The sequence below is a fragment of the Streptomyces sp. CB02923 genome, assembly GCF_001905005.1.
Taxonomy (GTDB): Bacteria; Actinomycetota; Actinomycetes; order Streptomycetales; family Streptomycetaceae; genus Streptomyces.
This window is the reverse complement of sequence record NZ_LWKZ01000012.1, coordinates 124,428-150,700: the sequence shown is the minus strand read 5'-3', so window position 1 is coordinate 150,700 and position 26,273 is coordinate 124,428. Positions and strand designations below refer to the sequence as shown.

23 protein-coding genes and 2 tRNA genes are annotated in these 26,273 nt (G+C 71.7%); 10 read left to right on the top strand and 15 right to left on the bottom strand.

The window, feature by feature from the left end; translation table 11 throughout:
* The first annotated feature begins 216 nt into the window (after positions 1–216).
* From ehuB to A6A06_RS12360, 6 genes are all read left to right on the top strand, one after another.
* The gene (gene ehuB / locus A6A06_RS12385; protein ID WP_073761272.1) at positions 217–1,146 is read left to right on the top strand and encodes an ectoine/hydroxyectoine ABC transporter substrate-binding protein EhuB; all 930 of its coding nucleotides are present in this window, start codon (positions 217–219) and stop codon (positions 1,144–1,146) included.
* Positions 1,143–1,874: an ectoine/hydroxyectoine ABC transporter permease subunit EhuC gene (gene ehuC, locus A6A06_RS12380; protein ID WP_073761271.1), complete on the top strand. Its 732-nt coding sequence runs from the start codon at positions 1,143–1,145 to the stop codon at positions 1,872–1,874. The genes ehuB and ehuC overlap by 4 nt, the downstream gene beginning before the upstream one ends.
* A complete protein-coding gene (gene ehuD / locus A6A06_RS12375) occupies positions 1,871–2,524 on the top strand; it encodes an ectoine/hydroxyectoine ABC transporter permease subunit EhuD (RefSeq protein ID WP_073761270.1) in 654 nt (217 codons plus the stop codon). Before ehuC ends, ehuD begins: the two co-directional genes overlap by 4 nt.
* Positions 2,514–3,347, top strand: coding sequence for an ectoine/hydroxyectoine ABC transporter ATP-binding protein EhuA (ehuA, locus tag A6A06_RS12370; protein WP_073761269.1), 834 nt, complete (start codon positions 2,514–2,516; stop codon positions 3,345–3,347). The genes ehuD and ehuA overlap by 11 nt, the downstream gene beginning before the upstream one ends.
* A 300-nt stretch (positions 3,348–3,647) precedes the next feature.
* A complete protein-coding gene (locus tag A6A06_RS12365) occupies positions 3,648–4,406 on the top strand; it encodes an IclR family transcriptional regulator (RefSeq protein ID WP_073761268.1) in 759 nt (252 codons plus the stop codon).
* A 133-nt stretch (positions 4,407–4,539) separates the two neighbouring features.
* Positions 4,540–4,613, top strand: a tRNA-Lys gene (locus A6A06_RS12360).
* Positions 4,614–4,697: 84 nt separating this feature from the next.
* On the opposite strand, the gene A6A06_RS12355 is transcribed toward A6A06_RS12360, so the two are convergent.
* The 6 genes from A6A06_RS12355 to A6A06_RS12330 all read right to left on the bottom strand — a co-directional run bounded on the left by A6A06_RS12355 (position 4,698) and on the right by A6A06_RS12330 (position 11,652).
* Positions 4,698–5,285: a lytic polysaccharide monooxygenase auxiliary activity family 9 protein gene (locus tag A6A06_RS12355; RefSeq protein WP_073761267.1), complete on the bottom strand. Its 588-nt coding sequence runs from the start codon at positions 5,283–5,285 to the stop codon at positions 4,698–4,700.
* A 377-nt stretch (positions 5,286–5,662) separates the two neighbouring features.
* Positions 5,663–6,256, bottom strand: a complete 594-nt coding sequence (locus A6A06_RS12350) for a lytic polysaccharide monooxygenase auxiliary activity family 9 protein (protein ID WP_073761266.1) — start codon at positions 6,254–6,256, stop codon at positions 5,663–5,665.
* 169 nt (positions 6,257–6,425) lie between these two features.
* Positions 6,426–7,577 carry a hypothetical protein gene (locus A6A06_RS12345; protein ID WP_073761265.1) on the bottom strand — a complete coding sequence of 384 codons (1,152 nt, stop codon included), beginning with the start codon at positions 7,575–7,577 and terminating at the stop codon, positions 6,426–6,428.
* An 80-nt stretch (positions 7,578–7,657) separates the two neighbouring features.
* Positions 7,658–8,620 carry a C40 family peptidase gene (locus tag A6A06_RS12340; protein WP_073761264.1) on the bottom strand — a complete coding sequence of 321 codons (963 nt, stop codon included), beginning with the start codon at positions 8,618–8,620 and terminating at the stop codon, positions 7,658–7,660.
* A 24-nt stretch (positions 8,621–8,644) separates the two neighbouring features.
* On the bottom strand, positions 8,645–10,054 hold the full coding sequence (locus A6A06_RS12335; RefSeq protein ID WP_079193975.1) for an SPFH domain-containing protein: 1,410 nt from the start codon (positions 10,052–10,054) through the stop codon (positions 8,645–8,647).
* Between the two features lie 317 nt (positions 10,055–10,371).
* Positions 10,372–11,652, bottom strand: coding sequence for a peptidoglycan-binding protein (locus tag A6A06_RS12330; protein ID WP_073761263.1), 1,281 nt, complete (start codon positions 11,650–11,652; stop codon positions 10,372–10,374).
* 330 nt (positions 11,653–11,982) lie between these two features.
* On the opposite strand from A6A06_RS12330, the gene A6A06_RS12325 reads away from it, so the two are divergent.
* From A6A06_RS12325 to A6A06_RS12310, 4 genes are all read left to right on the top strand, one after another.
* Positions 11,983–12,056: transfer RNA gene (locus A6A06_RS12325), tRNA-Lys, on the top strand.
* Positions 12,057–12,203: 147 nt separating this feature from the next.
* Positions 12,204–12,884: a FadR/GntR family transcriptional regulator gene (locus tag A6A06_RS12320; protein ID WP_073761262.1), complete on the top strand. Its 681-nt coding sequence runs from the start codon at positions 12,204–12,206 to the stop codon at positions 12,882–12,884.
* Between the two features lie 350 nt (positions 12,885–13,234).
* Positions 13,235–15,289 (top strand): glycosyltransferase family 2 protein, encoded by a 2,055-nt coding sequence (locus A6A06_RS12315; protein WP_073761261.1) that lies wholly within the window; start codon positions 13,235–13,237, stop codon positions 15,287–15,289.
* Positions 15,286–17,268, top strand: coding sequence for a kelch motif-containing protein (locus A6A06_RS12310; RefSeq protein ID WP_073761260.1), 1,983 nt, complete (start codon positions 15,286–15,288; stop codon positions 17,266–17,268). Before A6A06_RS12315 ends, A6A06_RS12310 begins: the two co-directional genes overlap by 4 nt.
* 203 nt (positions 17,269–17,471) lie before the next feature.
* Here the strand turns inward: A6A06_RS12310 and A6A06_RS12305 are convergent, their stop codons facing one another.
* The 9 genes from A6A06_RS12305 to A6A06_RS12265 form a co-directional block, all read right to left on the bottom strand.
* Entirely contained in the window at positions 17,472–18,539 is a 1,068-nt protein-coding gene (locus tag A6A06_RS12305) for a glycoside hydrolase family 6 protein (RefSeq protein WP_073761259.1), read from the bottom strand.
* A 398-nt stretch (positions 18,540–18,937) separates the two neighbouring features.
* Positions 18,938–19,657, bottom strand: a complete 720-nt coding sequence (locus A6A06_RS12300) for a class F sortase (RefSeq protein WP_079193974.1) — start codon at positions 19,655–19,657, stop codon at positions 18,938–18,940.
* A complete protein-coding gene (locus A6A06_RS12295; RefSeq protein ID WP_073761258.1) occupies positions 19,641–20,426 on the bottom strand; it encodes a hypothetical protein in 786 nt (261 codons plus the stop codon). The genes A6A06_RS12300 and A6A06_RS12295 overlap by 17 nt, the downstream gene beginning before the upstream one ends.
* Positions 20,427–20,549: 123 nt before the next feature.
* Positions 20,550–21,329 (bottom strand): HAD-IIA family hydrolase, encoded by a 780-nt coding sequence (locus A6A06_RS12290; RefSeq protein WP_073761257.1) that lies wholly within the window; start codon positions 21,327–21,329, stop codon positions 20,550–20,552.
* Positions 21,330–21,553: 224 nt separating this feature from the next.
* The gene (locus A6A06_RS12285) at positions 21,554–22,612 is read right to left on the bottom strand and encodes a 2-aminoethylphosphonate ABC transporter substrate-binding protein (RefSeq protein ID WP_073761256.1); all 1,059 of its coding nucleotides are present in this window, start codon (positions 22,610–22,612) and stop codon (positions 21,554–21,556) included.
* 47 nt (positions 22,613–22,659) lie between these two features.
* Entirely contained in the window at positions 22,660–23,457 is a 798-nt protein-coding gene (locus A6A06_RS12280; RefSeq protein WP_073762094.1) for an ABC transporter permease, read from the bottom strand.
* A complete protein-coding gene (locus tag A6A06_RS12275) occupies positions 23,444–24,397 on the bottom strand; it encodes a 2-aminoethylphosphonate ABC transporter permease subunit (RefSeq protein ID WP_073761255.1) in 954 nt (317 codons plus the stop codon). Before A6A06_RS12275 ends, A6A06_RS12280 begins: the two co-directional genes overlap by 14 nt.
* Entirely contained in the window at positions 24,390–25,535 is a 1,146-nt protein-coding gene (locus A6A06_RS12270; protein ID WP_242440702.1) for an ABC transporter ATP-binding protein, read from the bottom strand. Before A6A06_RS12270 ends, A6A06_RS12275 begins: the two co-directional genes overlap by 8 nt.
* A complete protein-coding gene (locus tag A6A06_RS12265; protein ID WP_073761254.1) occupies positions 25,532–26,272 on the bottom strand; it encodes a phosphonatase-like hydrolase in 741 nt (246 codons plus the stop codon). The genes A6A06_RS12270 and A6A06_RS12265 overlap by 4 nt, the downstream gene beginning before the upstream one ends.
* Between the last annotated feature and the right edge of the window lies 1 nt (position 26,273).

Genomic DNA, 26,273 nt, shown 5'->3' with positions numbered 1-26,273 from the left:
TGCACACGGGAACACCGGACGCGGTACCCGCCTCTTTCCCCACGGCGCGCGGTGGCTGCCGACCGTCGTCAACAAGCCACACGCGCCCCGCAGTTAACGTCCCCGAACGGGTGTCGTATGCACGCATGACCGACATGCGCCACGGCCCCGCACCGCTTACATCAAGGGCTGGAAACGATTGGCATATTTTCAACGCGTTCGGGTAACCCCGCGCCCATGGCTGCACCACAGGGGAACAGCTCAGGAAACACCGCATCAGGGTTCCGCCGCCGCTCACTGCTCGCAGGAGCGGCGGCGCTGGGTTTGACAGGTGCGCTGGGGGCGACGGCCGGTTGCTCACAGGTCGACATCACCGGAGCCACGGACGGGGGACACCTACTCGATGATCTTCGCAACAGGAACGTCGTACGGATGGGCATCGCCAGCGAGCCGCCGTACGCGTCGATCAACAGCCAGGGTGAGCTGACCGGCGAGGCACCGGCCGTCGCCAAGGCGATCTTCCAGCGGCTGGGGGTGCAGCGCTTCGAGCCGGTGCCGGTCGAGTTCGGCGCCCTCGTGCCCGGCCTGCACTCCTTCCAGTACGACGTGATCGTGGCCGGCATGTTCATCAACAAGGCCCGCTGCCAGGCCGTGCTCTTCTCCGACCCGGACTACGAGTCGAAGGACGGCTTCCTCGTGCCGAAGGGCAACCCCAAGAAGATCGCTTCATACGAGGACGTGGCCAAGGGCGGCCTGCGCATGGGCACCGGCATCGGGTACGCGGAGATCGACTACGCGGTCGGCAACGGCGTCGCGAAGGGGAAGATCCAGACGTACGGCGACCAGATCGCCGGCATGGAGGCGCTGGAGGCGGACCGTATCGACTGCTTCGCCGGCACCGCGCTGACGATGATCGAGGCGCTGAAGACCGGCAAGCACCCCAAGGTGGAGATGACCCACCCCTTCACCCCCCAGGTGGACGGCAAACCCCAGCGCGACGGCGGCGGTTACGGCTTCCGGATCGGCGAGACGAAGCTGCGGGACGCCTTCAACGGCGAGCTGCACAAGATGAAGAAGAGCGGCGAACTCCTGCGCATCGCCCGGCCCTTCGGGTTCACCGAGGAGTTCATGACCGACCTCACGGCGAAGGAGCTCTGTGCCCGGTGACCGGAGCCTTGTGGGAACTGTTCTTCAAAGGAATGTGGATCACCGTCCAGCTGATGGTCTACAGCGCCGCCCTGGCCGCCCTCGTCGCCTTCGGCATCGGCCTGGCCCGGACGTCGCACCTGTGGATCGTCCGCTTCCTGTCCGGTGTCTACGTGGAGTTCTTCCGCGGCACCTCGGCGCTGGTCCTGATGTTCTGGCTGTTCTTCGCACTGCCGCTGCTGGGTTGGCAGCTCGCCGGCCTCTGGGCGGGCACCCTGGCGCTCGGCCTGTCCTACGGGGCGTACGGCTCCGAGGTCGTACGCGGCTCCATCCAGGCGGTGGCGCCCGCCCAGCGCGAGGCGGCCATCGCGCTGAGCTTCACGCCGTGGCAGCGGCTGCGCAAGGTCCTCCTGCCGCAGGCCGTACCGGAGATGATGCCGCCGTTCAACAACCTGCTGATCGAGCTGCTCAAGGGCACCGCCCTGGCCTCGCTGCTGTCGATCGGGGAGCTGACCTTCCAGGCCAAGCTGGCCCGGCTGTCCACGGGCCAGAGCGCCCAGGTCTACGGGATCATCCTGGTCCTCTACTTCGTGATCGCGTTCGTGGTGACCCGGATCATGCGCCTCCTGGAACGCCGGGCCAAGGCGTCGATCGGCCGCGCGCCGGAGAAGTCCGGCTGGTTCTCGCGGCGGCTGCCGATCACGAAGCAGGGTCCGCAGGTGATCACTGCCCCCGGAGGTAAGCCGTGAACACCTGGTCATGGGAGTACGTCGGCGACATCCTGCCCGACCTGCTCAGCGGGCTGTGGATCACTGTGCAGGCGACGCTGCTCGGCTCGCTCGTGGCGTTCGCGCTCGGCCTGGTGTGGGCCTTGCTGCTGCGCTCCCCCAGCCGCTGGGTGACGTGGCCGGTCAGCGTCTTCGTCGAGTTCGTCCGCAACACACCGCTGCTGGTGCAGCTGTTCTTCCTCTTCTTCGTGCTGCCGGGCTGGGGCCTGACCTTCAACCCGCTGACCACCGGCGTGATCGGTCTGGGGCTGCACTACTCGACGTACACCGCCGAGGTCTACCGGGCGGGCATCGACGGCGTACCGGAAGGCCAGTGGGAGGCGGCGACGGCGCTGAGCCTGTCGCGCCGGCGCACCTGGACCTCGGTGATCCTGCCGCAGGCGTTCCGCCGGGTGATCCCGGCGCTCGGCAACTACGTCATCGCGATGTTCAAGGACACGCCGATGCTGGCCGCGATCACCGTCGCGGAGCTGCTCTTCGTGGCGAACAGCATCAGCGCGACCACCTTCGACTACATGGAGCCGATCACGGTCGTCGGCGTGCTGTTCGTCGTGATCTCGTACCCCACCTCCCTACTCCTGCGAGTTCTGGAGCGTCGCCTTGTCCGATGACAGCACCCCCACCCAGCCGGCGCAACCCGCGCAGCCCACGGTCGGAACCGAGGAGGACGGCCCCGAGCTGGTCCGCTTCGACCGGGTCACCAAGCGCTTCGGCACCCACACCGTCCTGGACTCGCTGGACATGACGGTCTACTCCGGCAAGCACGTGACGCTGATCGGCCCGTCCGGGTCCGGCAAGACCACGATCCTGCGGCTGCTGATGACGCTGCTGAAGCCGGAGGAGGGAAGGATAAAGGTCGGCGACGCGTATCTGACCCACGAGGAGAAGAACGGCAAGCTGGTACCGGCGGGCGAGAAGCACTGCCGGGAGGTGCGCAAGAACATCGGGATGGTGTTCCAGCAGTTCAACCTCTTCCCCAACATGAAGGTGCTGCGCAACATCACCGAGGCACCGGTGCACGTCCTGGGCCTGGACAAGGGCGCCGCCGAGGAGCGGGCCCGCGGGCTGCTGGACCTGGTCGGCCTGACGGAGCACATCGACAAGTACCCGTCCCAGCTGTCCGGCGGCCAGCAGCAGCGGGTCGCCATAGCGCGCGCTCTGGCCATGCGGCCGCAGGTGCTGCTGCTGGACGAGGTGACCAGCGCGCTCGACCCGGAGCTGGTGGCCGGTGTCCTGGACGTGCTGCGCGACATCGCCCACACCACCGACATCACCATGCTCTGCGTCACGCACGAGATGAACTTCGCGCGGGACATCTCCGACTGCGTGATGATGTTCGACCAGGGACGGGTGATCGAGTTCGGCTCACCGGAGAAGATCTTCAGCGAGCCGGAGAACAGCCGCACACGGGAGTTCCTGAGCGCGGTCCTCTGAGGCGCGGCAGGTCGCGGCGCGGTGCCCGGATCACGGCTTCGGCCGCGCTCCGGGCACCCGCGGGGCGGCGTATCCGCCTTCCGATCCCCCCTGAAATGACCTGGGCATATGCCTCCGGACCACACTCCAGTACAGGTGCGTGGCCGGATGCCCTTTTCGGTCAAGACCCCCTCCAGCGGGCGGCTTTGACCGCTATCGTGGTACGTGCCCCGCTGCCCGGGATCGGCCGGTAATGCTCGACGGTCGTGACCGCCAGCGACGGCAGCGACGCAAACGGTCACAACCTGCTAGGGGGACACCGTGGCGCTGAAGCCCGAGCCGACCGCGCCGTTCCACTCGGTGCAGTACGCCCTCCGCGTGCTCGAAACCATCGCCCGGCACGCCGACGGCGTGTCGGACGTCCAGATCGCGCGCGACACCGGCCTGCCGACCGGCCACCTCGCCCACATGCTGGCGATGCTGCGCCGCGAGGGCTATGTCGCGCAGGTCACCGACGGCGCGTACGTCGTCGGCGAGTCGCTCGTGCTGCTCGGCTCGGGCGGCGGCCACGAGGAGGCGCTGCACGACAAACTGCAGCGCACCCTCGTCGAGCTGCGCGACTCGGTGGGCGCGGCGGTCTACATCAGCCGTTACATCGACGGCGAGGTCAAGATCCTGCACTACGCCGACGGCCCGCGGGCCCCCAAGGTCAACGAGTGGGCGGAATTCCGCCGTACGGCACATGCCAGCGCGGTCGGCAAATGCCTGCTGGCGCAGCTCGACCACGACGGCCGGATGGACCACCTCTCCCGCCACAAGACCGCCCGCCTCACCTCCCGGACGATCACCAACGAGAAGGTGCTCTTCCACAAGCTGGACAGCCAGCCGCCGACGGTCCCGATGCTCGACCTCCAGGAGTACGCCGTCGGCACGGTCTGCGCGGCCGTACCGATCACGGCGGGCGCCACGGTCGGCTGCCTGGCCCTGTCCCTGCCGCTGGAGCACGCCCACCGGCTGCGGCAGGCCGCCGACGCGCTGAACCGGCGGGCGGCTCCGGTACTGCTGTCGCTGACGCTCTGATCCCGGGCGCCGCACGGCCTCCGGGAGGCGGCCGGCGTCACGGATGGGCTTCACGACCGGCGCCGTGGTCAGCTGCGGTCGGCCGTGGTCGGAAGCACCCCTTCGGACCAGGTAGTATTTCTTTTGTCAGCGCGCGCCGCTAGCTCAGTTGGTTAGAGCAGCTGACTCTTAATCAGCGGGTCCGGGGTTCGAGTCCCTGGCGGCGCACCTGAGAGTGGGCCTCTCGGAGCACAGCTCCGGGAGGCCCATTCGTGTTTTCTGCATGTGTTCCCTACGCCGTGCCGCGCCCGGTCAGAACTGCACGTCCGAGCAGGCGTAGAACGCGTTGCCGGTGTCGGCGATCGTCCACACGCCGACGATCAGGTGCCGCCCGGTCTTGCCGCTGGGCAGCGTGCCCGGATGGGTGTACGTGTACGGCGGGCGCTGGCCGTTGTACGGGACCTTCAGGAACGGGGTGAGTTCCAGGTCCGCCCGGGTCACGGCCCGGTTGGGGTTCCAGCCGTCCTTGGTGATGTAGTAGCGGAAGTCCGTGGTGGCGTGCGAGGCGGTGAAGCGCCAGGAGAAGGTGTACGACCCCGCGCTCACCTTGGTCGCCGGCCACTGGCCGCCGCGCGGGTCGTCCAGCTCCTTGAAGCGGCCGTTGCCGCCGGCGCAGATTTTGCCGTCGGCGGGTCCGCCGTTCGGGAAGCCCTTGGGGCCTTCGACGCTCTGCGGCTCCCACTGGATCGCGCCGCAGTTCTTCACCGTGCCGTTGGCGCACAGTTTCTGTCTGCTGATGGGGGAATCGGTGTAACCGTGACTGCTCGCGCCGCTCGTCGACAGGACGGACGCGGCGATGATTCCCAGGCCGATGACGGCCGCACTGATCCTTTTGCGCATAGTCGCTCCCGGAACATGAGGGGGTTTCCTGCGAGCCGAGTGCACTGCGGTCCAGACCAACCAGCAGAATATTCCCGCCGCTCGGCGCTGCCTAGGGGATGCGGGCCGGCGGATGGGAACGGGGCCGCGAGGGGAGCGAGCCGTGCGGGGGACGGACCGTACAGGGGGACGGCTTGCGCGAAAGGACTGTGCGAGGGGGGACGGACGTACGGGGACGGGCGGTGCGGGGGGGGGGACGGACGTATGGGGACGGGCGGTGCGGACGGGGCCTCCCCGGCAGGGTGGTATCCCCTCCGGGGAGGGCGCCGGTGCGGCGCCGCCGGAGGGGGCCTCCCCGGAGGAAGGGCGGGGAGGCCCGTCGGCAGCTCCGGCGCCGGTTACGACAGGTTGACGTCGGAGCAGGCGTAGAACGCGTTACCGGTGTCGGCGATGTTCCAGACGCCCAGGATGATGTGGTGGCCGGACTTCTGGGTGGGGACCGTGCCCTGGTGCTGCACGGTCGCGGCCGGCTGCCGCCCGCCCATCGGCACCGTCACGAACGGCTCGGGTTCGAGGTCCGCCCGGGTGAGCGGCTTGCTCGGGTCGTAGCCGTCCTTGGTGATGTAGTAGCGGAAGTCCGTGGTGGCGTGCCGGGCCGTCAGGCGCCACTGGAAGGTGTAGCCCTGGCCGCCCTTGAGGTTGGTGGCGGGCCACTTGCCGCCGCGCGGGTCGTCCAGTTCCTTGAAGCCGCTGTTGCCGCCGGAACATATCTTGCCGTCCGCGGGGCCCGCCGCCGGGAAGCCCTTGGGGCCCTCGACGCTCTGCGGCTCGTACTGGATCGAGCCGCAGTTCTTGACGGTGCCCTTGGCGCAGAGCGCCTGACGGCTGGGGGGTGCATCGCTGTAGCCGTGGCTGGAAGCGCTACCCGTGGCGAACAGGGAGACTCCGGCGATGCCGAGACCGACCACGGCAGCGCTGAGCTTCTTACGCATGTTGTGCTCCTGAAAAACGAGGGGGGTGTTCCATGAGCTGCTGACTTGCGTGCTGTGCGGTCTAGACCAAATCGAAGACTAGTGACGCCGCTTGGACATGTCCAGACCAATAACAAGGGGACAGCCGGTTGATGCTTCCGTACGGCCGTCGCAACAGCCCCCCACGAGATCAGGCCACGGCGTGCAGCCCGCCCCCGCCCGGATGCGCATCCGGGTGCGCTGCGCAGTGCACCAGACCCGCGTACGTACGCCGCAGCGCGATCAGCGATTCCTGCGCCTCGCGGTAGACGGCGGCGTCCGGGCCGCCGCGGTGCGCGAGGGTGCGTACGGGTGCGCAGTGCCGGTCCAGCGCGGTCAGCCAGGCGCGGTGCGCCACGGGCAGATACCGGCGCAGCTGGTGCCGGCCGGTGTCCCCCGCCCGGCGTCCGCCCGTGCCGAGCACCGCGTCCGCCGCCTGGAACACCGGCGGCTCCAGCGCCCCCTGCGCCGCGAGCGCGGTGAGCACCGCGCCCTGCCGCGCGGAAGCCGGGGCCGCCCGCAGGTCCGCCGCCTCGTTCCGGAGCTGGGCGCGCAGCGCGTGCTGGACACGGATCAGGCGGCGCAGCGCCGTACCGGTGGACGCGTCCCCGGGGTCGCGTCCGGCGAGCGTCCCGGCCAGCCGGAACAGCCAGCAGCCGTGCGCCTCCAACCGGGTGGTGGCCAGCATCAGCCGGTCCAGCCGGCCGAGCGGCTGCCCCTCCGGCGACCAGCGCACGACGGGGACCAGCGCCTCCGTACGGGCGAGCTGGTCGATCGGCAGACTGCGGCGCGGCTTGCGCTCGGGCGCCCAGTTCAGCAGGGCGAGCGTGGGCAGCCCCACGAACTGCTGGTGGTCGACGCGGTGCGCGACGGCCGACCACAGGTCGAGAAAGGCCGCGTCGGCGGTGCGCCGGGAGACGGGGGCGAGCGGGTCCAGGCCGCTCCAGCCGCAGGCCGCCGCGATCACCGCCACCCGCAGGGAGGCGGCGTCGGCGTGGCGCGGCGACAGGCGCGAGACGCGCTGCCGCAGCGCCATCAGTTCGCCGTCCCGCCCCGCCCGCGCGATCAGTGCGCGGGCGGAGTCCCGGTCCGGCGCGGTGGCGGCCGCTCCGGCCAGGTCGCTCAGCTGCACCCAGGTGCCGGCCATGGTCCGTACGGGCGGCCGCGCGGGCAGGAAGCCGTGCGCCCCCAGGTCGGACGCCCGTACGGGCAGGTCGGTGGCGGGGCCGGGTATGACGGGGTCGGGGCCGGCGGGGGATTCGCCGGGCGGGGCCGGAAGAGGGGAGAGTGCTGTCGGCGCCATGACGGTCGGCCTTTCTTCGGGAGCGGGCCTGCGCGGCGGGCGCGGCGGCGGCGGGTGGCCGGTCGCCCCGCCCGTACGGGTCAGCCGACCCGCCCGTACAAGGAGGGGCGGTACGCGGCGAAGGACGAGACCCGGACCGTACGGCCGGACCGCGGCGCCTCCAGGTACTGACCGCCGCCGAGGTAGATCGCCACGTGGTGGACGCCGGACGAGGAGCCGTTCGACGACCAGAAGACCAGGTCGCCGCGGCGCAGCTGGGACCGCTCGATCGGTGTCGAGGCGCGGTACTGGGCGTCGGCGACCCGGGGCAGCGAGATGCCCGCGCGCTGGTACGCCTGCTGGACCAGGCCGGAGCAGTCGAACGCGGACGGGCCGTTGCCGCCCCACGCGTAGGGCTTGCCGATCTGTGCCATCGCCCACCGGATCGCGGCCTCGGTGCCGTACCGGACGGGGGTGCCCTTGCCGCTCCCGCTGCTCTCGGAATCGGACCCGGCGCCGGAACCGGATTCGGTACCGGCGGGAGCGTCGTCGCCCGGCCCTCCCGGCCCGCCGGTACGGGCCTCGTAACGGTCCCGGTGGCTGGTCCACCACCAGCTGCCGCCCTGCTGGTACCAGTACACGCGGTCGATGGCGTCCCAGCCCGACCGGCCACGGAAGGTGGGGGCGGGGTTGTGGCCGCGCGCGCTTCTGCCCGCGGAGGAGGGCGCGGAGGACGGGGCCGCCGCGGCGGACTTCGCGCCCGGACCGCCCGCGTGCCGCGCGTACTTCTCGTAGTGGCCGGTCCACCGCCACCAGCCGGTGGCGTCCCGGTACCAGTACTTCGATCCGTCCCAGCCCGCGTGGCGGGGTGCCGGTTCGGCGCCCGCCGAACCCGCCGCCGCGCCGACGAGCGTCACCGCGCCCACGGCCGCCGCGACCGCGCCCCGCACCGTGCACCGCGCCCGTCTCCCGCCGTTGCGCGCCGCGGACTCGACCGCGGCCCCGCTGCAGAAGGCGCAACCGCAGTCGGCCCCCACGACCTCGACGAACACCGGTGTCCCCATCCCACTGCCTGCCTCTCCGCTGTGTCAGCTCTTGGCCGCGGCGCTGCCGCGCGCCGTGTAGAACGCCACGGTCAAGTCCTTGACCAGGGCTTTTCGCTCGTAGTCGTCCAGCTCGACCAGTCCTCTGCTGGTCAGCCGGTTGACGGTGTCGTCGACCGCGTCCACGACCGAGGTCAGCACGCTGTCGCGGTGCTTGGCGTCGATCACCGCGATCTGGCGGCGCTGCATGGCCGCCGCCACCTCCGGCGCGTACTCGATCCGGGTCGGCTGGACGGAGAAGACCTCGATGCCGACCGGCCGGCAGTCGGCGGACAGCGCCCGGGTGAGGGCCTCGCCGACCGCCTGCGCGTCACGCAGGGTCGGCGCCTCCTCGTGGAACGCGTCCGCCGGAAGCTGCGACAGCACCCGCGCCATCGCCGACTCCACCTGTTCCCGCAGGTAGGCGGTGTGGTCGCGGACGGTGAGCAGGGCCCGCGCGGTGTCACGCACCCGCCATACGACGAGCACCACGACCCGCAGCTGGATGCCCTCCGCGTCGACCGCCGGCATCGCCTCGCTGCGCCAGTGCCGCAGCCGTACGTCCACCCGGCGGCGCAGCGCCAGGGGGCTGATCCACACCAGGCCGGTACGGCGCACGCTGCCGCGGTAGCGCCCGAAGAGGCTGAGCACCCAGGCGCTGCCGACCCGCCCGCGGGCCAGCCCGCCGAAGGCGTACACCGCCACCACGCCGCCGAGACCGGCCAGGGCCCACTCCCACAGGTGCGGCGAGGGCCGGATGCCGATGTCCAGGCCGAGGGCCCGTACCACCGAGGGGGGCAGCATCCCCCGCCACCACAGGAACGCCACGGAACAGGTGATCGCCAGCAGACCGGCGAACAGGGCCAGCCAGCCGGAGACGGAGAAGCCGCGCCGCTCGGTCGGTCCGGTGTCCTCCGCGGGGGCGCGGCGCTCGGCCGGACCGGGGAGTTCACGGAACCACGAGGCCCGGCCGCCGGGGGCCGCGTCCCGGCCGTCGTGGGCGGCGGGGGCGCCGTCCGTACGGGACCGGCTGCCGCCGTCGACCACTCCGAGGGCGTCGTCGAGCGCGGCGCGTTCCGCGGTGTCGAGCAGGCCGGTCGCGGCGGCGATACCGGCCACGGCGGCGTCGGCGGGGGTGGTACGGGCGCTCTCCGGAGCCGGGTCCGGCGGCGGGACCGGCACCCGCGGCTGTTCGGCGGTGTCGGCCTCCGCGGACGCGGTACCGGGCGCGGTACCGGACGCGGTACCGGACGCGTCCCGCCGGCCGTCCGTGCCGGGTGGGCCGCCCGGGCCGTGGGGCGGTGCGCCGCCGTTCGAGCGGCGCGGGCCCTTGGTGAAGTCGAGCTCCGGCGCGCGGTCGTCCTCCGGCGCGCCGCCGGTACCGGTGTCCGGCTCGGCGCGGTAGAGCATGTCCATGGGGATGCTGTCGCCGTGTCCGGCGGACCGCAGACGTGCGGACCAGCGGGGCGGCCCGGAGGGTACGGCCTCTTCCGGGGCGCCGGGGGCCGGGTCGGCACCGGCCGCACCGCCATCCGGGGCCAGGTCGGAGGGATGCGCTGAGGCCAGGTCAGAAGTGGTCGGGCCAGGACGTCCTGAGGCTGCATCAGCAGCCGGAGCGGGCTTCCCCGCAGCCTCCGCCCCCGCCCCCGCCTCCGTGCCGGGCTCCGCACCCGGGTGGGGCGTCCCGTTCCCGGTGTCCGCTGTCTCGGTCTTCGTCGCCATCGTGCGCTCCGTCATCGAAAGAGTCGCCGCCATGTCTCGGGGCCGGGGTAGCCGTCGGCGTCCCGGCCGGTCCAGCCCTGGGCCCGCTGGAACGCCTCGACGTTGCGGCGGTCCGCCTCCGTCCACCGGGGCCCGGGGCCGGAGGTGTAGTGCTTGCCGAATCCTTTGCTCACCAGCCGCTTCCCGAGACTGGTGACATATCCGTTCGACTGGCCGGGCCGGAACCAGCCCGCGCCCGGGAACGCCGCGGCACCGCTGCCGCCGCCGGAGCCGGTGATGTCCCGGCCCCTGCCGTTGACCAGGTACGACCAGGTCGCCGGGCCCGGGATGCCGTCGGCCTCGGCGCCGTTCCAGCCCTGGGCGCGCTGGAACGCCTCGGTGGCCCGGCGGTCCGCCTCGCTCCAGCGCGGGCCCGGCCCGGACGTGTAGAACCGGCCGCCGCCGCGCTCCACGAGCATCCGGCCCAGCCGGGTGACGTACGCGTTGTGCGCGCCCGGCCCGAACGACCCCGCGCCGGGAAACGCCGAGGTGCCGCCCGGGTCGCCGCCCGGATCTCCGCCATCGGCCAGGCCGCGGTAGCGGTAGGCGACGTACTGCCGGGAATTGCTCCAATAGGCGTACGGCGTCGACCGTTTCACCGTATGCGGCCGGGTCTGCTCGTACGCGATGTAGCGCGTACGGGAGGAGTCGGCCCAGCCGCCGAAAATGGTGGCGTGGGACCCGGCACCCGGATTTCCCGGGTTGTGGAAGAGCAGCATGTCGCCGGGCCGCAGTTCGCTCTTCGCTATGCGGGTGCCGTACTGGGCGAGGCTTCCGGTCCACTGGCTGCGGCCGAGGTTCCAGGCCATCGAGATGAATCCGGAGCAGTCCTGGCGGTAGCCGTCCGACCAGTAGCGATTCATGTTGTACGGGACCTGGGCGCTGACCCAGCGCTGGGCCCGCGCGATGATCTGCGCCCGGGTGAGGGGGGCCGCCGCCACGGCGGCCGGCCGGGCGGTCCGTGCGAGGCCGTGGGCCGCGGCGGGGGCGAGCGCGGCCCGGTCGCGGCCGGCCTGCGCGCCCGTGCCGGCTCCGGGGGCGAGCGCCACGGCCGTCCCGGATCCGGAAACGCCGCTGCTCAGGACCGTTCCGGCGGTCGCCACGAGGACCAGCGCGCGCCGGGCGCCGTGTGCGGCGGGGTATCCGCCGTCCCGGACCGCGAGCGCGTGCTGGAGTGCGCGCCGCTCCTGGGCGCAGCCGCCGCAGGGGCACGCGCCCGCGGGGTCGAATTCCACGAATCCCGGCACTGTCATTCCCGTTCCCCTCCAGGCTCGTTCCGTTCCCGTTCGCCTTCGCACCTGCCACAGCTTCTCAACTGGTAGGAGATATCGCATGTTGACGGGGCAACTGATGATCAGTCAATACGAAAGCATACTCACAGACCAAATCGGGCATCCGGCTCGACGAAAGTCCCAAGATCGCGGGACTTTCGACCCCCTCGGCCCGGAATTCCGGCGCGGCGCCAACGCGCCCCGGACGGCGGCACGCCAGGTGACCCAGGTCACACATTCGGCGGGTCCGGGCAGTCGGGCGGCCGGTCGGGAGCACCCCTGGAGTTCGTGTAAAGTTTTCTACGTCAGCGCGCGCCGCTAGCTCAGTTGGTTAGAGCAGCTGACTCTTAATCAGCGGGTCCGGGGTTCGAGTCCCTGGCGGCGCACGTCACACCGAGGTCCCTCGCAGCTGCGAGGGACCTCGGTGCTTTTCCGGGCACCCCTTTCCCGACCACTCCCCGCCGCCGCCGTTTTCCCGGCGCCGGGCCGGTGGAGCGCTGGTCAAAACGGTGAACGGGGTGCACAGTCGCACAATGGCGCGCGACAACCAGGAGCGGATCAAGAAGCTCATCATCGACCGGCGGCTGGCCCCCGGCGCCCCGCTGCCCACCGAGACGGACCTGATGGAGCTGCTCGGGGTCAGCCGGAACTCCGTGCGGGAGGCGCTCAAGGCGTTGCAGGCGATGGGCATCGTGGAGATCCGGCACGGCTTCGGCACCTACGTCGGCCCGATGTCGATGGCCCCGATGACCGAGGGGCTGGCCTTCCGTACGGTGGCCGGCCACTACCGGGGCGAGGACAGCCTGCTCCAGCTGCTGGAGCTGCGCGAGGCGGTGGAGACCGGGCTGATCGCGCGGCTGGCGGGCCAGGTGCCGCAGACGGCCCTCGCGGAGCTGGACGCGCTGGTCGAGCGGATGGCGGAGGAGGCCGCCGGGGGCGCGGTGCGGGCCGACACCGACCGGGCCTTCCACGCCGCGCTCTACCGGGGGCTGGACAACCGTCTGCTGAGCGAGGTGCTGGACGCGTTCTGGGAGGCGTTCCACCGCGTACGGACGGACCTGGCCGGACTGGGGGCCGACCCGCGGATCACCCACCGCCAGCACGCGGAGATCCTCGCGGCGGTACGGGACGGTGACGCGCAGCGGGCGGAGCAGGCCGTACGCAGCCATTTCGACAACATCCGCCAGCGGCTGCGCAGTTCGGGCCCAAAATAATGCCCCCTCCGACCTGACCCGTCCATCAATGCACTCGCTTGTCCGGTACACCCCCCGTTTCACCCTTGCGATCAAGATATGAGGTTCGGGACCCTGACGGGATGTCGGAGCCCAACTGAGCCTGTACACGCTCATGTTGGGTGACATACCGGTTGCGATGAATGTGGGAGTGGGGACCCGCGGCACGCGACACGCGTCGAAGCGGGAGTCATGCAACCGGAAGGCGGCCGTCACACGTCTACGACGTAGGCGGCCGACACCATCTGCGCCCGGGTCGGTCGAGGGGGACCCAAGGCTCGGGCCATGAGAAGACGGGCACGCAGCCAGAAGCGTGCCGGGGGGATGGACTCATGACGTCGCCGCCTACCGGCGCCCGGCAGGAGCACCAGTACGACCCGTCCGCGACGACACGCCTGCGCGTGCCGCGCCAGCACTGGCAGCGCCGGCCGCAGCGCAAACCGCTGCCGCGCTACGACTACGAGCACTACAGCCGCCTCGCCGGGCCGCTGACCCAGCCGGACCCTGACAAACCCTACAAGGTGCGCTACCGCAGCCTGCTGGCGGACGAACCACACCGAATACGCGCGGCGTTACTGCTCGGCGCCGCTCCCCTGCTCTCGCTCGGCCTGCTCGCGTGGCTGATGCAGCCGGCCCACTGGACCGACCGGGACCACCCGGCCTACGACTTCCTGCCGGTGCTGGACATCGTCATGCTGGTCTCGATCGGACTGATCGAATTCTTCCGGTGCATGAACGTCCTGTCCAACGCCCACGCCACCCTGGTGGCCCGCGACCCCGTCCCGGTCGTCCCGGAGAACGGCACCCGCGTCGCCTTCCTCACCTCGTTCGTGCCCGGCAAAGAGCCGCTGGAGATGGTGACCAAGACACTGGAGGCGGCCGTGAAGATCCGCCACCGCGGCCTGCTGCACGTCTGGCTCCTCGACGAGGGCGACGACCCGGACGTCAAAGCGGTCTGCGAGCGCCTGGGCGTCCACCACTTCACCCGCAAGGGCATCCCGCAGTGGAACCGGAAGAAGGGCCCGCACCGCGCCAAGACGAAGCACGGCAACTACAACGCCTGGCTCCAGGCGCACGGTGACGCCTACGACTACTTCGCCTCCGTCGACACCGACCACGTGCCGCTGCCCAACTACCTGGAGCGGATGCTCGGTTTCTTCCGCGACCCGGACGTGGGCTTCGTCATCGGCCCGCAGGTGTACGGCAATTACGACACGTTCGTCACCAAGGCGGCGGAGTCGCAGCAGTTCCTCTTCCACGCGCTGATCCAGCGGGCCGGGAACCGCTACGGCGCGCCCATGTTCGTCGGCACCTCCAACGCCGTACGCATCAAGGCCCTCCAGCAGATCGGCGGCCTGTACGACTCGATCACCGAGGACATGGCGACCGGGTTCGAGATGCACCGGCACCGCAACCCGGACACCGGGAAGAAGTGGCGTTCGGTCTACACCCCGGACGTCCTGGCGGTCGGCGAAGGCCCCACCGCCTGGACGGACTTCTTCACCCAGCAGCTGCGCTGGTCGCGCGGGACGTACGAGACCATCCTCAAGCAGTTCTGGAAAGCGCCCTTCACCCTGCCGCCGGGCAAGTTCTTCAACTACACGATGATGATCATCTTTTACCCGATGTCCGCCCTGAACTGGATCCTGGCTGCCCTCAGTTGCACGCTGTTCCTGGGCCTGGGCGCGTCGGGCGTCCAGATCGACCCGGCGGTGTGGATGATGCTGTACGGCAACGCCTCCGCGCTGCAGATCGGGCTGTACGTGTGGAACCGCCGGCACAACGTCTCACCGCACGAGCCGGAGGGCTCCGGCGGGGTGGCCGGCATGGTGATGTCCGCGCTCTCCGCGCCGATCTACGCGCGCTCGCTGTTCGACGCGGCGCTGCGCCGCAAGAGCAAGTTCGTGGTGACGCCGAAGGGCGACTCCTCCAGCCCGGACACCCTCTTCGGAACGTTTCGGGTGCACCTGTTCTTCATCCTGGTCTTCGGGGGCTCGCTGGGGGCCTCGTTCTACTTCGGGCACAGCCACCCGGCGATGATCACCTGGGCCACGCTGGCGCTGCTGATCACCGCGGCGCCCGTCTTCGCCTGGCGCTGGGGCATCCGCCAGGACAGGCGCAAGAAGTCACGCGGGGACACGCCGGGGTCCGGCGGCGGGCCGCAGCAGGCACCGCATCCGCAGCGCCAGCCCAGCTGGGCGGCCGGCGACGGCACCGGCTCCGGCAGCCCCGTACCGGCGCCGGGCGCCTCGTCGCCGGGCCCCGCGGCACTCGGCTCCGGGCCGCCGGGCGGCCAGGCCGGGCACGGCGGCCCGGGTGACCGGCGCCGCCGCACGTCCACCGCCGACCGGACCACGCAGATCGCCCTTGGGGGACGTCCCACATGAAGTACCGTCCGAGCCGGCGCACCAGGCGGGTCGCGATAGGCGCGGCGGTGGTGCTCGCGCTGGCCGGGATGAACGGCCCGGCCCTGTTCGGGTTCGTCTCGGAGAAGTACCACGACTACAAGATCAACCAGCCGGAGTACAAGGCCGCCAACGGCCACTGGGACGTCGTCGACGTACCGCCCGAGTACAAGATCAACACGATTCACGCCGCGCTGCTGCACACCGGCAAGGTGCTGCTGGTCGCCGGGTCCGGGAACAACGCCGAGAACTTCGCGGCGAAGTCGTTCCGTACGGTCCTGTGGGACCCGGTGAAGAACACCTTCAAGAACATCCCCACCCCGAAGGACCTCTTCTGCGCGGGCCACACGCAGCTGCCGGACGGCAAGCTGCTGGTGGCCGGCGGCACCCAGCGCTACGAGAAGCTGGGCGGCGACGTGAAGAAGGCCGGCGGGCTCATGATCGTCTACAACGAGAACCCGGACGCGCCGAAGACGTTCCCCGCCGGGACGCTGTTCACCGGCAAGCAGAACGGCAAGACCTTCGCGTCCAAGGACCCGGTCGTCGTCCCGCGCGCCAAGAAGAAGGCGGACCCGCGGACCGGGAAGGTCACGGTCACCCACAGCGAGGCCCGGGTCTACGTGGAAGCGCTCCAGGAGGGCCGCGAGTACTCCACCGGCGCCCAGGACAACTACCGCATCCACGGCCTGGCCGGCGCCGACGCCCGCAACCTCTACGGCATCGCGCAGAAGCTGTCCTTCGACAAGAAGGACTTCCAGGGGATCAAGGACTCGTTCGAGTTCGACCCGGTGGCCGAGCGCTACATCCCGGTCGACCCGATGAACGAGGCCCGCTGGTACCCGACGCTGACCGGCCTGGAGGACGGCAAGGTGCTGTCCACCTCGGGACTCGACGAGATCGGCCAGGTCGTCCCGGGCAAGCAGGAGGTCTACGACCCGAAGACGAAGAAGTGGACCTACCTGCCCAAGCAGCGCTTCTTCCCGACCTACCCGGCGCTCTTCCTCACCGAGAAGGGACGCCTGCTCTACACCGGGTCCAACGCCGGGTACGGGCCCGACAACATCGGCCGCACGCCCGGCATCTGGGACCTGAAGACCAACAAGTTCCAGATCATTCCCGGGATGAGCGACCCGGACGTGCTGGAGACCTCGATGTCCGTCCTGCTGCCGCCCGCACAGGACCAGCGGTACATGGTGCTGGGCGGCGGCGGGGTCGGCGAGGACCCCAAGGCGACCGACAAGACCCGGCTGGTGGACCTGCACGCCGCCCAGCCGCACTTCACGGACGGCCCGCCGCTCTACGCGAAGGCGCGCTACCCGAGCAGCGTCATCCTGCCCGACGACACGGTGCTCACCACCAACGGCTCCGGCGACTACCGGGGGCGCAGCGACAGCAACATCCTCAGCGCCGAGCTGTACGACCCGAAGGCCAACACCTCGCGGGCGGTGGCCGATCCGCTGGTGGGACGCAACTACCACTCCGGCGCGCTGCTGCTGCCGGACGGCCGGGTCATGACGTTCGGGTCCGACTCGCTCTTCGCCGACAAGGACAACACCAAGCCCGGCGTCTTCCAGCAGCAGATCGACATCTGGACACCGCCCTACCGGTACCGGGACTCGCGGCCGGAGCTCACGGATCCCGGGCCGAAGACGGTGCAGCTGGGCGGCAAGGCCACGTACGCGACCAGGCACGCGTCGTCGATCAAGAAGATGCGGCTGATCCGGCCGGGTTCGTTCACGCACGTCACCAACATCGAACAGCGGTCCATCGCGCTGGACTTCACGGTGTCCCGGGGCGCCAGGGGCGGGGTCACGGTCACCCTGCCGAAGGACCCGACGCTGGTGCCGCCCGGCTGGTACATGCTCAACGCCGTGGACGACCAGGGCACGCCGTCCGAGGCGGTCTGGGTGAAGGTGCCGACGGCGTCCCCGGCCGAGCTGAAGGGGCTGGGGCTGAACTGAGGTGGTGGCGACGGGCCGATGCCGGGCCGATGCCGGGCCACGGACGACGGACGACGGTGCGGGGTGCTACGGGGTTACGGGCTTCCCGGAGCGCCCCGCACCGTCGTTCCGCCGCGGCTGCTTCGTATTGCGCGGCTGCTTCCCGTTGCGGCTGCTTCGTCTTGCGCAGCCACTTCGTCTTGCGCAGCCACTTCGTCTTGCGGCTACTTCGTATTGCGGGCCAGCTCCAGCGCGTAGTCCGGCCACCACTCGCCCGCCTTGGGGCCGCCCTTGCACGTCCCGTCGGATTCGCCGGGCCTCTTTATCCACAGGTAGGCGTCCACGAGCGGATCGCCGGTCCGGGTCGTCGGTGTCGCGCCGAGGGCGCGGCCGCGCGGGTTGCACCAGCTCTCCTCGTCGTCACCGCCGGGCGCCGGCCCGTTGCCGTTGCGGCTGGTGTCGATGACGAAGTGCTTGCCGCCCACCATCGCGGAGAGCCGCTTGCCGTACTTCCTGTTCTCCTCGGTGGTCTGGAAGTTGGAGATGTTGAGCGCGAAGCCGTCGGCCTTGTCGATGCCGGCCCGCTTCAGGGGCTCCACCATGCGGCCGGGGTCCTTGATCCAGTGCGGGTTGCCCGCGTCCAGGTAGACCTTGGTGTGCGGCAGCGCCTTGAGCTTGCCGACGGCCTCCGTCAGCAGGGCGTAGCGCTCCTCGTGGAACTCCTCGGGGGTGCACTGGTCCTCCAGGTGCGGCAGCGCGTCCGGCTCCAGGACGACCGTCGTGGGGCGGTCCCCGATGCCCTTGATGACGCCGTCCAGCCACGCGCGGTAGGCGTTGCCGTCCGAGGCGCCGCCCTTGGAATAGCTGCCGCAGTCGCGGTGCGGGATGTTGTACAGCACCAGCAGCGCCTCGCGGCCGGCCTTGGAGGCCGCTTCGGTGAAGCCGCGGGCCTGGCCCTGCGGGTCCTCGACGCCCATCCATTCGGCCACCGGCTGCGTCGATATCTTCTCGATCAGGCGCGCTTCGTCGGACTTGCCTTCCTTGGTGTACGCGGCGGCCTGGCGGGCCGCCTTGCCGTCCGGGTTGACCCAGTACGGAACCGTGGACTTGGGCTGCTGCCCAGGCGTGGAGGGGGACTTGCCGTCGCCCTCGCCGCCGTCGGACGATGAGAAACACCCGGACACCAGCAGCAGCGCCCCCAACGCCGACGCCGTGCCCAATAGGCTGCGCCGGCGCGCGGCGCGGCGCTCACCCGGGGGGCCGCCCCCGGATCCCCGAACATTGCCGTACATCCACTCCCCCCTCGGAGCACGGGACAAGACCGGTCGAATCCATCCTGGCACATGCCCCTCAACCGCAGTCCGGCCTGTGGACAACCTGTTACGCCCCGCCTCCCGGCCGAAAACGCCCTGGCGGTCCGGGCGTTGCCCGACTCCCTCTAGGCGGCGCCGTGCAGCCGCTCTACAGTGAACTCCGGTGTGAACTTTCAGTAGGCCACCTGGCCCCAGCCCCCGGCCGGGCACGTGCACGCGCCTGCGTACAGGCGCCCGCGCACCTCCCGTCGGCGGCAGGGCAACTCCCGCAGTCCTGACATACCGGCGGTCGAGGGCCGGCCGGTCGGCGGTTCAGGGGGAGCGAGCCGCCGGCCGGGAACGGTCGGCTCCGGGCCCCTGTCCCCCTGCGCTGCGGCTCAGCTCTGCTGCGCGTGCACGACCTTGGTGAGGTAGGCGTGCACGACGACGTTGGCGGTGTAGGCGTCCCGCTCGCGGTCGAAGGTCCCGGCGCAGGTGATCAGGCGCAGTTCCGCGCGGCCCGGCACGTGTGCGCCGTAGACCTTCCGCGGCACGAAGTTCCGGTGGTCGTAGATCTTGACGTCCTCGACGGTGAACCGCGCGGTGCTGCCGTCCTCCCTGCGGACGTCCACCGGGCGGCCCGGCTTGAGGCTGCCGAGGCGGTGGAAGACCGCGCGCCCGCTGGTCGTGTCGACGTGCCCGGCCAGTACCGCGGCGCCCGCCGTGCCGGGCTGCGGCCCCTGCCCGTACCAGCTGACGAGTCCGGGCGTGCGGTACGGCGGCGTGTCGACGGCGCCGGTGGCGTCCAGCCCGGTCTCCGTGACACTGGCCCGTACGCCCAGCGCGTCGACCGAGACCTCGGTGGGGCGGCCGCCCGGGGAGGTGGCCAGCGGCGCGTGGGCTGCGGGCAGGTCCTGTTCGAGCGGGCGGCCGACGGCCGCGACGTCACCGGTGGTCGGCCCCTTCGCCAGGTCGCCGCCGTCCGTCAGGTCGCGTCCCCACAGCCACAGCCCCAGCAGCAGCGCCGCCCAGGCCACCCCGGCGGCCATCCGGCCGTTGCGGTGGCCGTGCGGGGGGCGGTGGTCCGCCACCGCGTGGTCCTCAGCCGGCATCGCCATCGCCCGATCTCTTGCGCCGGCGCCGCATCCGCAGCACCTGTCCGGTGAGCGCGAGGGCCGCGCCCCCTGCCAGTACCAGTCCCACCGCGTAGACGCCGTCGCCCTCACGGCTCGCGGCCTTCCGTGCCGCTGCCATCCGTACCGCCTCCGGGCGTACCGCCGCCGGGCGTACCGCCTCCGGGCGTACGTCCGCCGTCCGGGCCGCCACGGCCCGGTGCGGCTGTGCGGCCGTCCAGCCGCCGCCTGCCCGTACCAGGGCGGAGGGAGAGGACGCCGGTCCGGCCGTGCCGGGCGCCGGGGCGGAGAGGGAGGCGGAGGCCAGGGACCCGTCGGCTCCACCGGCCGGGCCCTCGTCCCGCGCACCGGCGTCGGCGGCCGTTCCCGCGTCCGCGTCGCCACCGGCTCCCGCGGGTGCCGGGACGACTTCGAAGGTGCCCGCGGCGCGCGCGTCCTCGCCGTCGCAGTGGACGGAGACGGTGTAGGTGCCGGGGTCCGCCGAGGAGCGCACCCGCGCGTCGCCCACCAGCCCCGCGGCGACCCGCGCCAGCGGCACCGCGTCGACGAAGGCGTCCGAGGTGGCGCGCCCGTCGCGGCCCGCGCAGCCGGTGACCTGGAGGGCCGTGTCGGTGCCCGGCGCGGGGGCCGACGGCGTGACCGCGACGGTGCCGGCCGCGGCGCCCGGTGCCCGGTCCGCGGACGCGAGGGCGGGCACCGGAGACAGCACCGTGACCGCCAGGGCGGCACAGAGAGTGAATCCCGGTGAGCGCATGGTGAACCTCCGAACACTTCCGAAGGTCCGCCCGGCGGCCCGGTCCCGCATCCCGGTACGGCCGGAACTGCGCCGTCCGGGTGAGCGGCCGCCGTCCGGCGGCCGGTACCGGGCCGCGTCCGGCTACACCAGGTCGACGAGGTCGGCGATGGAGTCCACGACGCGCGACGGCCGGAACGGGTGCCGCTCGATGTCACCCTTCGCGGTGAGCCCGGTCAGCACCAGGAACGTCTCCATCCCGGCCTCCAGCCCGGCCAGCACGTCGGTGTCCATCCGGTCGCCGATCATCGCGGAGGTCTCGCTGTGCGCGCCGATGACGTTCAGGCCGTGCCGCATCATCAGCGGGTTGGGCTTGCCGACGAAGTACGGCTCCACCCCCGTCGCCTTGGTGATCAGCGCGGCGACCGAGCCGGTGGCGGGCAGCACGCCCTGCGCCGAGGGGCCGGTCTCGTCCGGGTTGGTGGCGATGAACCGGGCGCCGTCGTTGATGAGCCGGATGGCCTTGGTGAGCGCCTCGAAGCTGTAGGTACGGGTCTCGCCGAGGACGACGTAGTCGGGCTCGTGGTCGGTGAGCACGTACCCGATGTCGTGCAGGGCGGTGGTCAGGCCGGCCTCGCCGATGACGTACGCGGTGCCGGACGGCCGCTGCTCGTCCAGGAACTGGGCGGTGGCCAGCGCGGAGGTCCAGATGGACTCCCAGGGCACGTCCAGGCCGATCCGGCTCAGCCGGGCGTGCAGGTCGCGCGGGGTGTAGATGGAGTTGTTGGTCAGGACGAGGAAGGGCTTGCCCGATTCGCGCAGGCGCTTGATGAAGGCGTCGGCACCGGGCACGGGGATGCCCTCGTGCATCAGCACCCCGTCCATGTCGGTCAGCCATGACTCGATCGGCTTGCGCTCTGCCACTGCCGTTCTCCCGCCGTGCGTGTCTGCCAGGGGCGTCGGCCGTGCCCGCGTCGTCGCGGGTCCCGTACGCGCCGCGCACCCCGGCGGGTGACCGGCGTCTCGTACGTATGGCCGACGCCCCCAGCCTAAGTCAGCCGCAGCGATCTTGACCCCGCCGAGTGCTCCGGGTCCGGGGCCGTGCGCGGAAGCCGGGTCCGGGGCCGTGCGCGGGGCCGGTGCGGCGGTCAGCTGCCGGTCGCCGTCTTCCAGGCGTCGAGGTAGGTGGACAGGTTCTTGTCGATGTCGTTCCAGTCCGGGCGGAAGATGTCGACGCCGTTCATGATTTTTGCGAGTTCGGCGGCATTGCGGTCGGTGGGCCGGATGTCCGTACGGGCGGCGAATCCGCCACCGACCGCGGAGACCTGCCGCTGCACCTCGGGCGAGAGCAGGTGGTCCAGGAACTTCTTCGCCTGCGCGGCGTGCGGGGCGTTCTTGACCAGCCCGGCCGCGTACGGGAGCGCGAAGGTGGACGGCTTCGCGCCGGGCCTGGTGGCGGGGAAGAAGATGCCCTGGTTCGGCATGGACTTCATGTTGGCGTAGTTCATCTGCACGTCGCCGTTGGCGACGAGGAGTTCGCCCTTGTCGGTCTTGGGTGCGAGCTGCCCGGTGGAGGAGGACGGGCCGACGTTGTTGGCCTGGAGTTTCTTGAGGAAGTCCATGGCGGGACCCTGGCCGCCGAAGTCGTGCAGGGCCTGGACGACGACAGCCGTACCGTCCCCGGCGACGCCCGGCGTGGAGTACTGGAGCTTGTTCTTGAAACGTGTGTCCGTCAGGTCCTGCCAGGTGCGGGGCGGCTGCTTGAGCTGCTGCTTGTTGTAGATGAAGCAGAAGTAGTTGTTGACGACGGCGGTCCACTTGCCGTTCGGGTCCTTGTCCGCGGCCGCGACCTGCGCGGAGCCCTGGGGCCGGTAGGTCTCCAGCAGGCCCTTGCCGTCGGCCTGCTGGATGAACGGCGGCAGCGTCACGACGAGGTCCGCCTTGGTGTTGGCCTTCTCCCGGGCCAGCCGCTGCACGGCGGCGCCGGAGCCGCTCTCCACCAGGTTGATCTTGATGCCGGTCTTCTTCTCGTAGTCCTTGAAGACCCGGTCGTAGAAACCGTCGCCCCGCTCGCCGCGCAGGCCGTCGGCGCTGTAGACGGTGATCTCCTTGGCGTCGGCGCGGGAAGCGCCGCCGCAGCCGGTCAGGGCGGCGCCGAGGACCAGGGCGCCGCAGACGGCGGCGGTCGGCTTGAGAGGGCTGCGCATGACGTGACGTCACTCCTTGGGGGTGTGGGGCCGGTGACGGGGGCGCGTCAGCGGTACGAGGCTCTGGTACGGATACGGGAGACGGCCAGCAGGACGAGCAGCGTCGCGGCCATCAGCGCCACCGCGAGGGCGGCCCCGGCGAACAGGGAGCCCCGGTCGGTGGTGGTGAAGATCTGCACCGGCAGCGGCATCCAGTCCGGCGGGTAGATCATCATCGTGGCGCTCAGCTCCCCCATGGACAGGGCGAAGCACAGGCCCGCCGCGGCGGTCAGCGACGGCAGCAGCAGGGGCAGTTTCACCCGCCACAGGACGTAGGCGGGGCGCGCGCCGAGGCTGGCGGCGCTCTGCTCGTACGCCGGGTCCAGGCGGGCCAGCGCGGCCGTCACGGACTGGTACGCGAAGGCCGTGACCAGCACCGTGTGCGCGATGACCACGATCTGCGGGGTGCCGTTCAGCAGCAGCGGCGGCTGCGAGAAGGCGACCAGCAGCGACAGGCCCACGACGACGGACGGCACCGCGACCGGCAGCACGAACAGGCCGTCGAGCACGCGGCGGGCGCGCGGCCGCAGGCGCTGGGCGGCGAGCGCGGCCCAGGTCCCGGCGGCCAGGGCGAGCAGGCTGGCGACGACGGCCGTGACCAGGCTGGTGAGCAGCGCTTCCAGGGAGTCGCCCTGCGCGATGTCCCGGTAGTGCGCCATCGTCGGCCCGGACGGCAGCGCGCCGCTCCAGCTGCTCGCGAACGACGCCGCGACGACCACCACCAGCGGCAGCGCGAAGACCGGCAGGAACAGGACGAAGAACACGGTCCAGACGGCCCGTCGGGCCCCTTTGCTATGCACGAGCACGGCGGCCGGCACCTCCCGCTGACGGTGTACGCGCCGCGCCCGCCCGTGCGGCCACGGTCCGGTACACGGCGTAAAGGGCCACCGACAGCGCGACGTTGACGACGGCGACGACGCACGCCCCCGTGTAGTCGCCGTCGAGGATGGCCTTGGTGTAGACGAGGACGGGCAGGGTCACCACGTCCTTGGCGCCGGTGAAGAGCACGATCCCGAACTCGTTCAGCGTCAGGACGAGGACGAGCGCGCCGCCCGCCGCCAGCGAGGGCAGCGCCTCGGGCCAGATCACCTTCCGTACGATCCGGGCCGGCCGGGCGCCGAGCGAGGCCGCGGCCTCCAACTGCCCGGTCTCCACCTGAGAGAAGGCCGCGAGGAGGGGGCGCATCACGAACGGCGTGAAGTAGGTGATCTCGGCGAGCAGCACGCCCCACGGGGTGTGCAGGAAGTCGAAGGGCCCGTCGGCGGCGCCGGTGACGTCCGTCCACAGTCCGTTGGCCAGGCCCGCCGTGCCGTACACGAAGAGCAGGGCGAGGGTGATCAGGAAGGACGGGAAGGCGAGGAAGACGTCGATGAAGCGGCTCAGCGCCCTGCTGCCGGGGAACGGTACGAACGCGATCACCAGCGCGAGGACGAAACCGAGCAGCAGACAGCCCACGGTCGCGCCGACGGCGATCAGCACGGTGTTGCCGAGCGCGTCGCGGAACGACGCCTCGGCGAAGACCTGCGCGTACGGCGCGGTGGACGGCGCGCCGCCCTCCTCGCCGGTGAAGGACTGCCGTACGACCAGGGCCAGCGGGTAGAGGAAGACGAGAGCGAGCGCGGCGAGCGGCGGCAGGGCCCACAGGACCGGCGCACTCCGTACGGTCCGCCGCTTCCCGGCGGTGCGGTCCGGCGGTGCGGCACGCTCCGCCGCCCGCGGCAGCGGCAGGGTTCCCGGCCTACTCATCGGCCGTGCTTCCCGCGCCGGCCGGCAGCAGCACCGCGTCCTCGGCGGCGAAGTGCAGGACGACCTCGGCGCCCGGCTCCGGCGTGGTGCGCAGTTCCCGCACGTCGGCCATGACGCGGTGCCCGGCCACGTCCGCGTACACGCGGTGGGTCGCGCCGCGCCACTGCACCTCGGTGACCCGGCCGCGCAGCGCGTTGGGGCCTTCGCCGAGGCCGACGAGGTGCGGGCGTACGCACAGCGTGGCGGACACGCCGGGCGCCGCGCCGTCGGAGGGAGTGACGGCCAGCCGCGTACCGGCGAAGTCCGCCGTGCCGCGCGGACCGGCCGTCACCGGCAGCAGGTTGGCGTTGCCGACGAAGGAGGCCGTGAACTCGGTACGCGGGCGCCGGTAGAGGTCCTGCGGGGTGCCGCAGTCGCGCAGCCGCGCGCGGTCCATGACGGCGATACGGTCCGCGAGTGTCAGCGCCTCCACCTGGTCGTGGGTGACGTACAGGATCGACACGTCGGGCAGTTCCCGGTGCAGCCGCGCCAGTTCGGCGAGCATCCCGGAGCGCAGCCGGGCGTCGAGGGCGGACAGCGGCTCGTCCAGGAGCAGCACCCCGGGCCGGATGGCCAGCGCCCGCGCGATGGCGACCCGCTGCTGCTGCCCGCCGGACAGCTCGCGCGGATAGCGCCTGGCGTACGCGGCCATACCGGTCATCTCCAGCGCCTCGGCGACGCGCGCCGCGGTCTCGGCACGCGACGCGGTGCGCCCGCGCCGCGCCTTGAGTCCGAAGGCGACGTTGTCCTCGACGCGCAGGTGCGGGAAGAGCGCGTACTGCTGGACGACCATGCCGATACCGCGCCGGTGGGGCGGCAGCCCGGTCACGTCCCGGCCGCCGATCAGCACCCGCCCGGCGCACGGCCGCACGAATCCCGCGACCGCGCGCAGCGCGGTGGTCTTGCCCGAGCCGGACGGTCCGAGCAGGGCCATCACCTCGCCCGGTTCGACGGTCAGGTCGAAGGAGTCCAGGACGACGTTCCCGTCGTAGGCGACGGAGACGTGGTCGAAGCGGATGCCGGAGGGGGTGGCGGCGGCCGGGTCCGCCGGGGTCCGGGCTTCGGCGGGCGGGCTCTTGGAGTCGGCGGGCGCGCTCATGAAGGGCGCCCCGGCCGTGAGGCGCCGCCCGTCCGGGCGCCGTCGAGCAGGGCGGGCAGTCCGGCCACCGAGCCGAGGACGTGGGTGGCGCCCGCGCCGCGCAGCGCGTCCTCGTCGTGGGCGCCGGTCAGCACCCCGGCGACGACGGAGGCGCCCGCGCGGCGCCCGGAGAGCATGTCGTACGACGTGTCACCGGCGACCGCGACGTGCCGTACGGAGTCGGCGGCGCCGGTCCGCAGCAGCGCGGCCAGCACCATGTCCGGGTACGGCCGTCCGCGCCCGCCCGTGTCGGCCGGGCACAGGGTCAGCGCCACCAGGTCCCGCCAGCCGAGCGCGTCCAGGATGGCGTCCTGGGTGACCCGCGCGAAGCCGGTGGTCAGCACGACCGTACGGCCCGCCTCCTGGAGGGCCTCGATCGTCTCCCGCGCGCCGGGCACGGGCGCGATCCGGCCGCCGTCGACGAGCTCCCCGTACGCCTCCTCGAAGGCCGTGTTGGCGCGGCGGGCCCGCTCCTCGTCCCCGAACAGGTGCCGGAAGACGGAGATCTTGGACTCCCCCATGGTGGCGCGGACGTACGCCAGGTGCTGTGCGTGCTCGGCGCTGCCCGGTACGACTCCGAGCTGCCCGGCCGCGGCGGCGAAGGCCTCCTCGACCAGTCCGCCGTCGGCCACCGTCGTCCCCGCCATGTCGAGCACGACCAGCGAGATCCGCTCCTGCTCCGTGTTGCCGTCGGTCATC

Excerpts from the sequence above, each read along its gene's own strand:
- ehuB (WP_073761272.1), top strand. The coding sequence starts at position 217 with ATGGCTGCACCACAGGGGAACAGCTCAGGAAACACCGCATCAGGGTTC.
- A6A06_RS12355 (WP_073761267.1), bottom strand. The coding sequence starts at position 5,285 with ATGCGCAAAAGGATCAGTGCGGCCGTCATCGGCCTGGGAATCATCGCC.
- A6A06_RS12350 (WP_073761266.1), bottom strand. The coding sequence starts at position 6,256 with ATGCGTAAGAAGCTCAGCGCTGCCGTGGTCGGTCTCGGCATCGCCGGA.
- A6A06_RS12345 (WP_073761265.1), bottom strand. The coding sequence starts at position 7,577 with ATGGCGCCGACAGCACTCTCCCCTCTTCCGGCCCCGCCCGGCGAATCC.
- A6A06_RS12340 (WP_073761264.1), bottom strand. The coding sequence starts at position 8,620 with ATGGGGACACCGGTGTTCGTCGAGGTCGTGGGGGCCGACTGCGGTTGC.
- A6A06_RS12335 (WP_079193975.1), bottom strand. The coding sequence starts at position 10,054 with ATGGACATGCTCTACCGCGCCGAGCCGGACACCGGTACCGGCGGCGCG.
- A6A06_RS12330 (WP_073761263.1), bottom strand. The coding sequence starts at position 11,652 with ATGACAGTGCCGGGATTCGTGGAATTCGACCCCGCGGGCGCGTGCCCC.
- A6A06_RS12320 (WP_073761262.1), top strand. The coding sequence starts at position 12,204 with ATGGCGCGCGACAACCAGGAGCGGATCAAGAAGCTCATCATCGACCGG.
- A6A06_RS12315 (WP_073761261.1), top strand. The coding sequence starts at position 13,235 with ATGACGTCGCCGCCTACCGGCGCCCGGCAGGAGCACCAGTACGACCCG.
- A6A06_RS12310 (WP_073761260.1), top strand. The coding sequence starts at position 15,286 with ATGAAGTACCGTCCGAGCCGGCGCACCAGGCGGGTCGCGATAGGCGCG.
- A6A06_RS12305 (WP_073761259.1), bottom strand. The coding sequence starts at position 18,539 with ATGTACGGCAATGTTCGGGGATCCGGGGGCGGCCCCCCGGGTGAGCGC.
- A6A06_RS12300 (WP_079193974.1), bottom strand. The coding sequence starts at position 19,657 with ATGGCGATGCCGGCTGAGGACCACGCGGTGGCGGACCACCGCCCCCCG.
- A6A06_RS12295 (WP_073761258.1), bottom strand. The coding sequence starts at position 20,426 with ATGCGCTCACCGGGATTCACTCTCTGTGCCGCCCTGGCGGTCACGGTG.
- A6A06_RS12285 (WP_073761256.1), bottom strand. The coding sequence starts at position 22,612 with ATGCGCAGCCCTCTCAAGCCGACCGCCGCCGTCTGCGGCGCCCTGGTC.
- A6A06_RS12275 (WP_073761255.1), bottom strand. The coding sequence starts at position 24,397 with ATGAGTAGGCCGGGAACCCTGCCGCTGCCGCGGGCGGCGGAGCGTGCC.
- A6A06_RS12270 (WP_242440702.1), bottom strand. The coding sequence starts at position 25,535 with ATGAGCGCGCCCGCCGACTCCAAGAGCCCGCCCGCCGAAGCCCGGACC.
- A6A06_RS12265 (WP_073761254.1), bottom strand. The coding sequence starts at position 26,272 with ATGACCGACGGCAACACGGAGCAGGAGCGGATCTCGCTGGTCGTGCTC.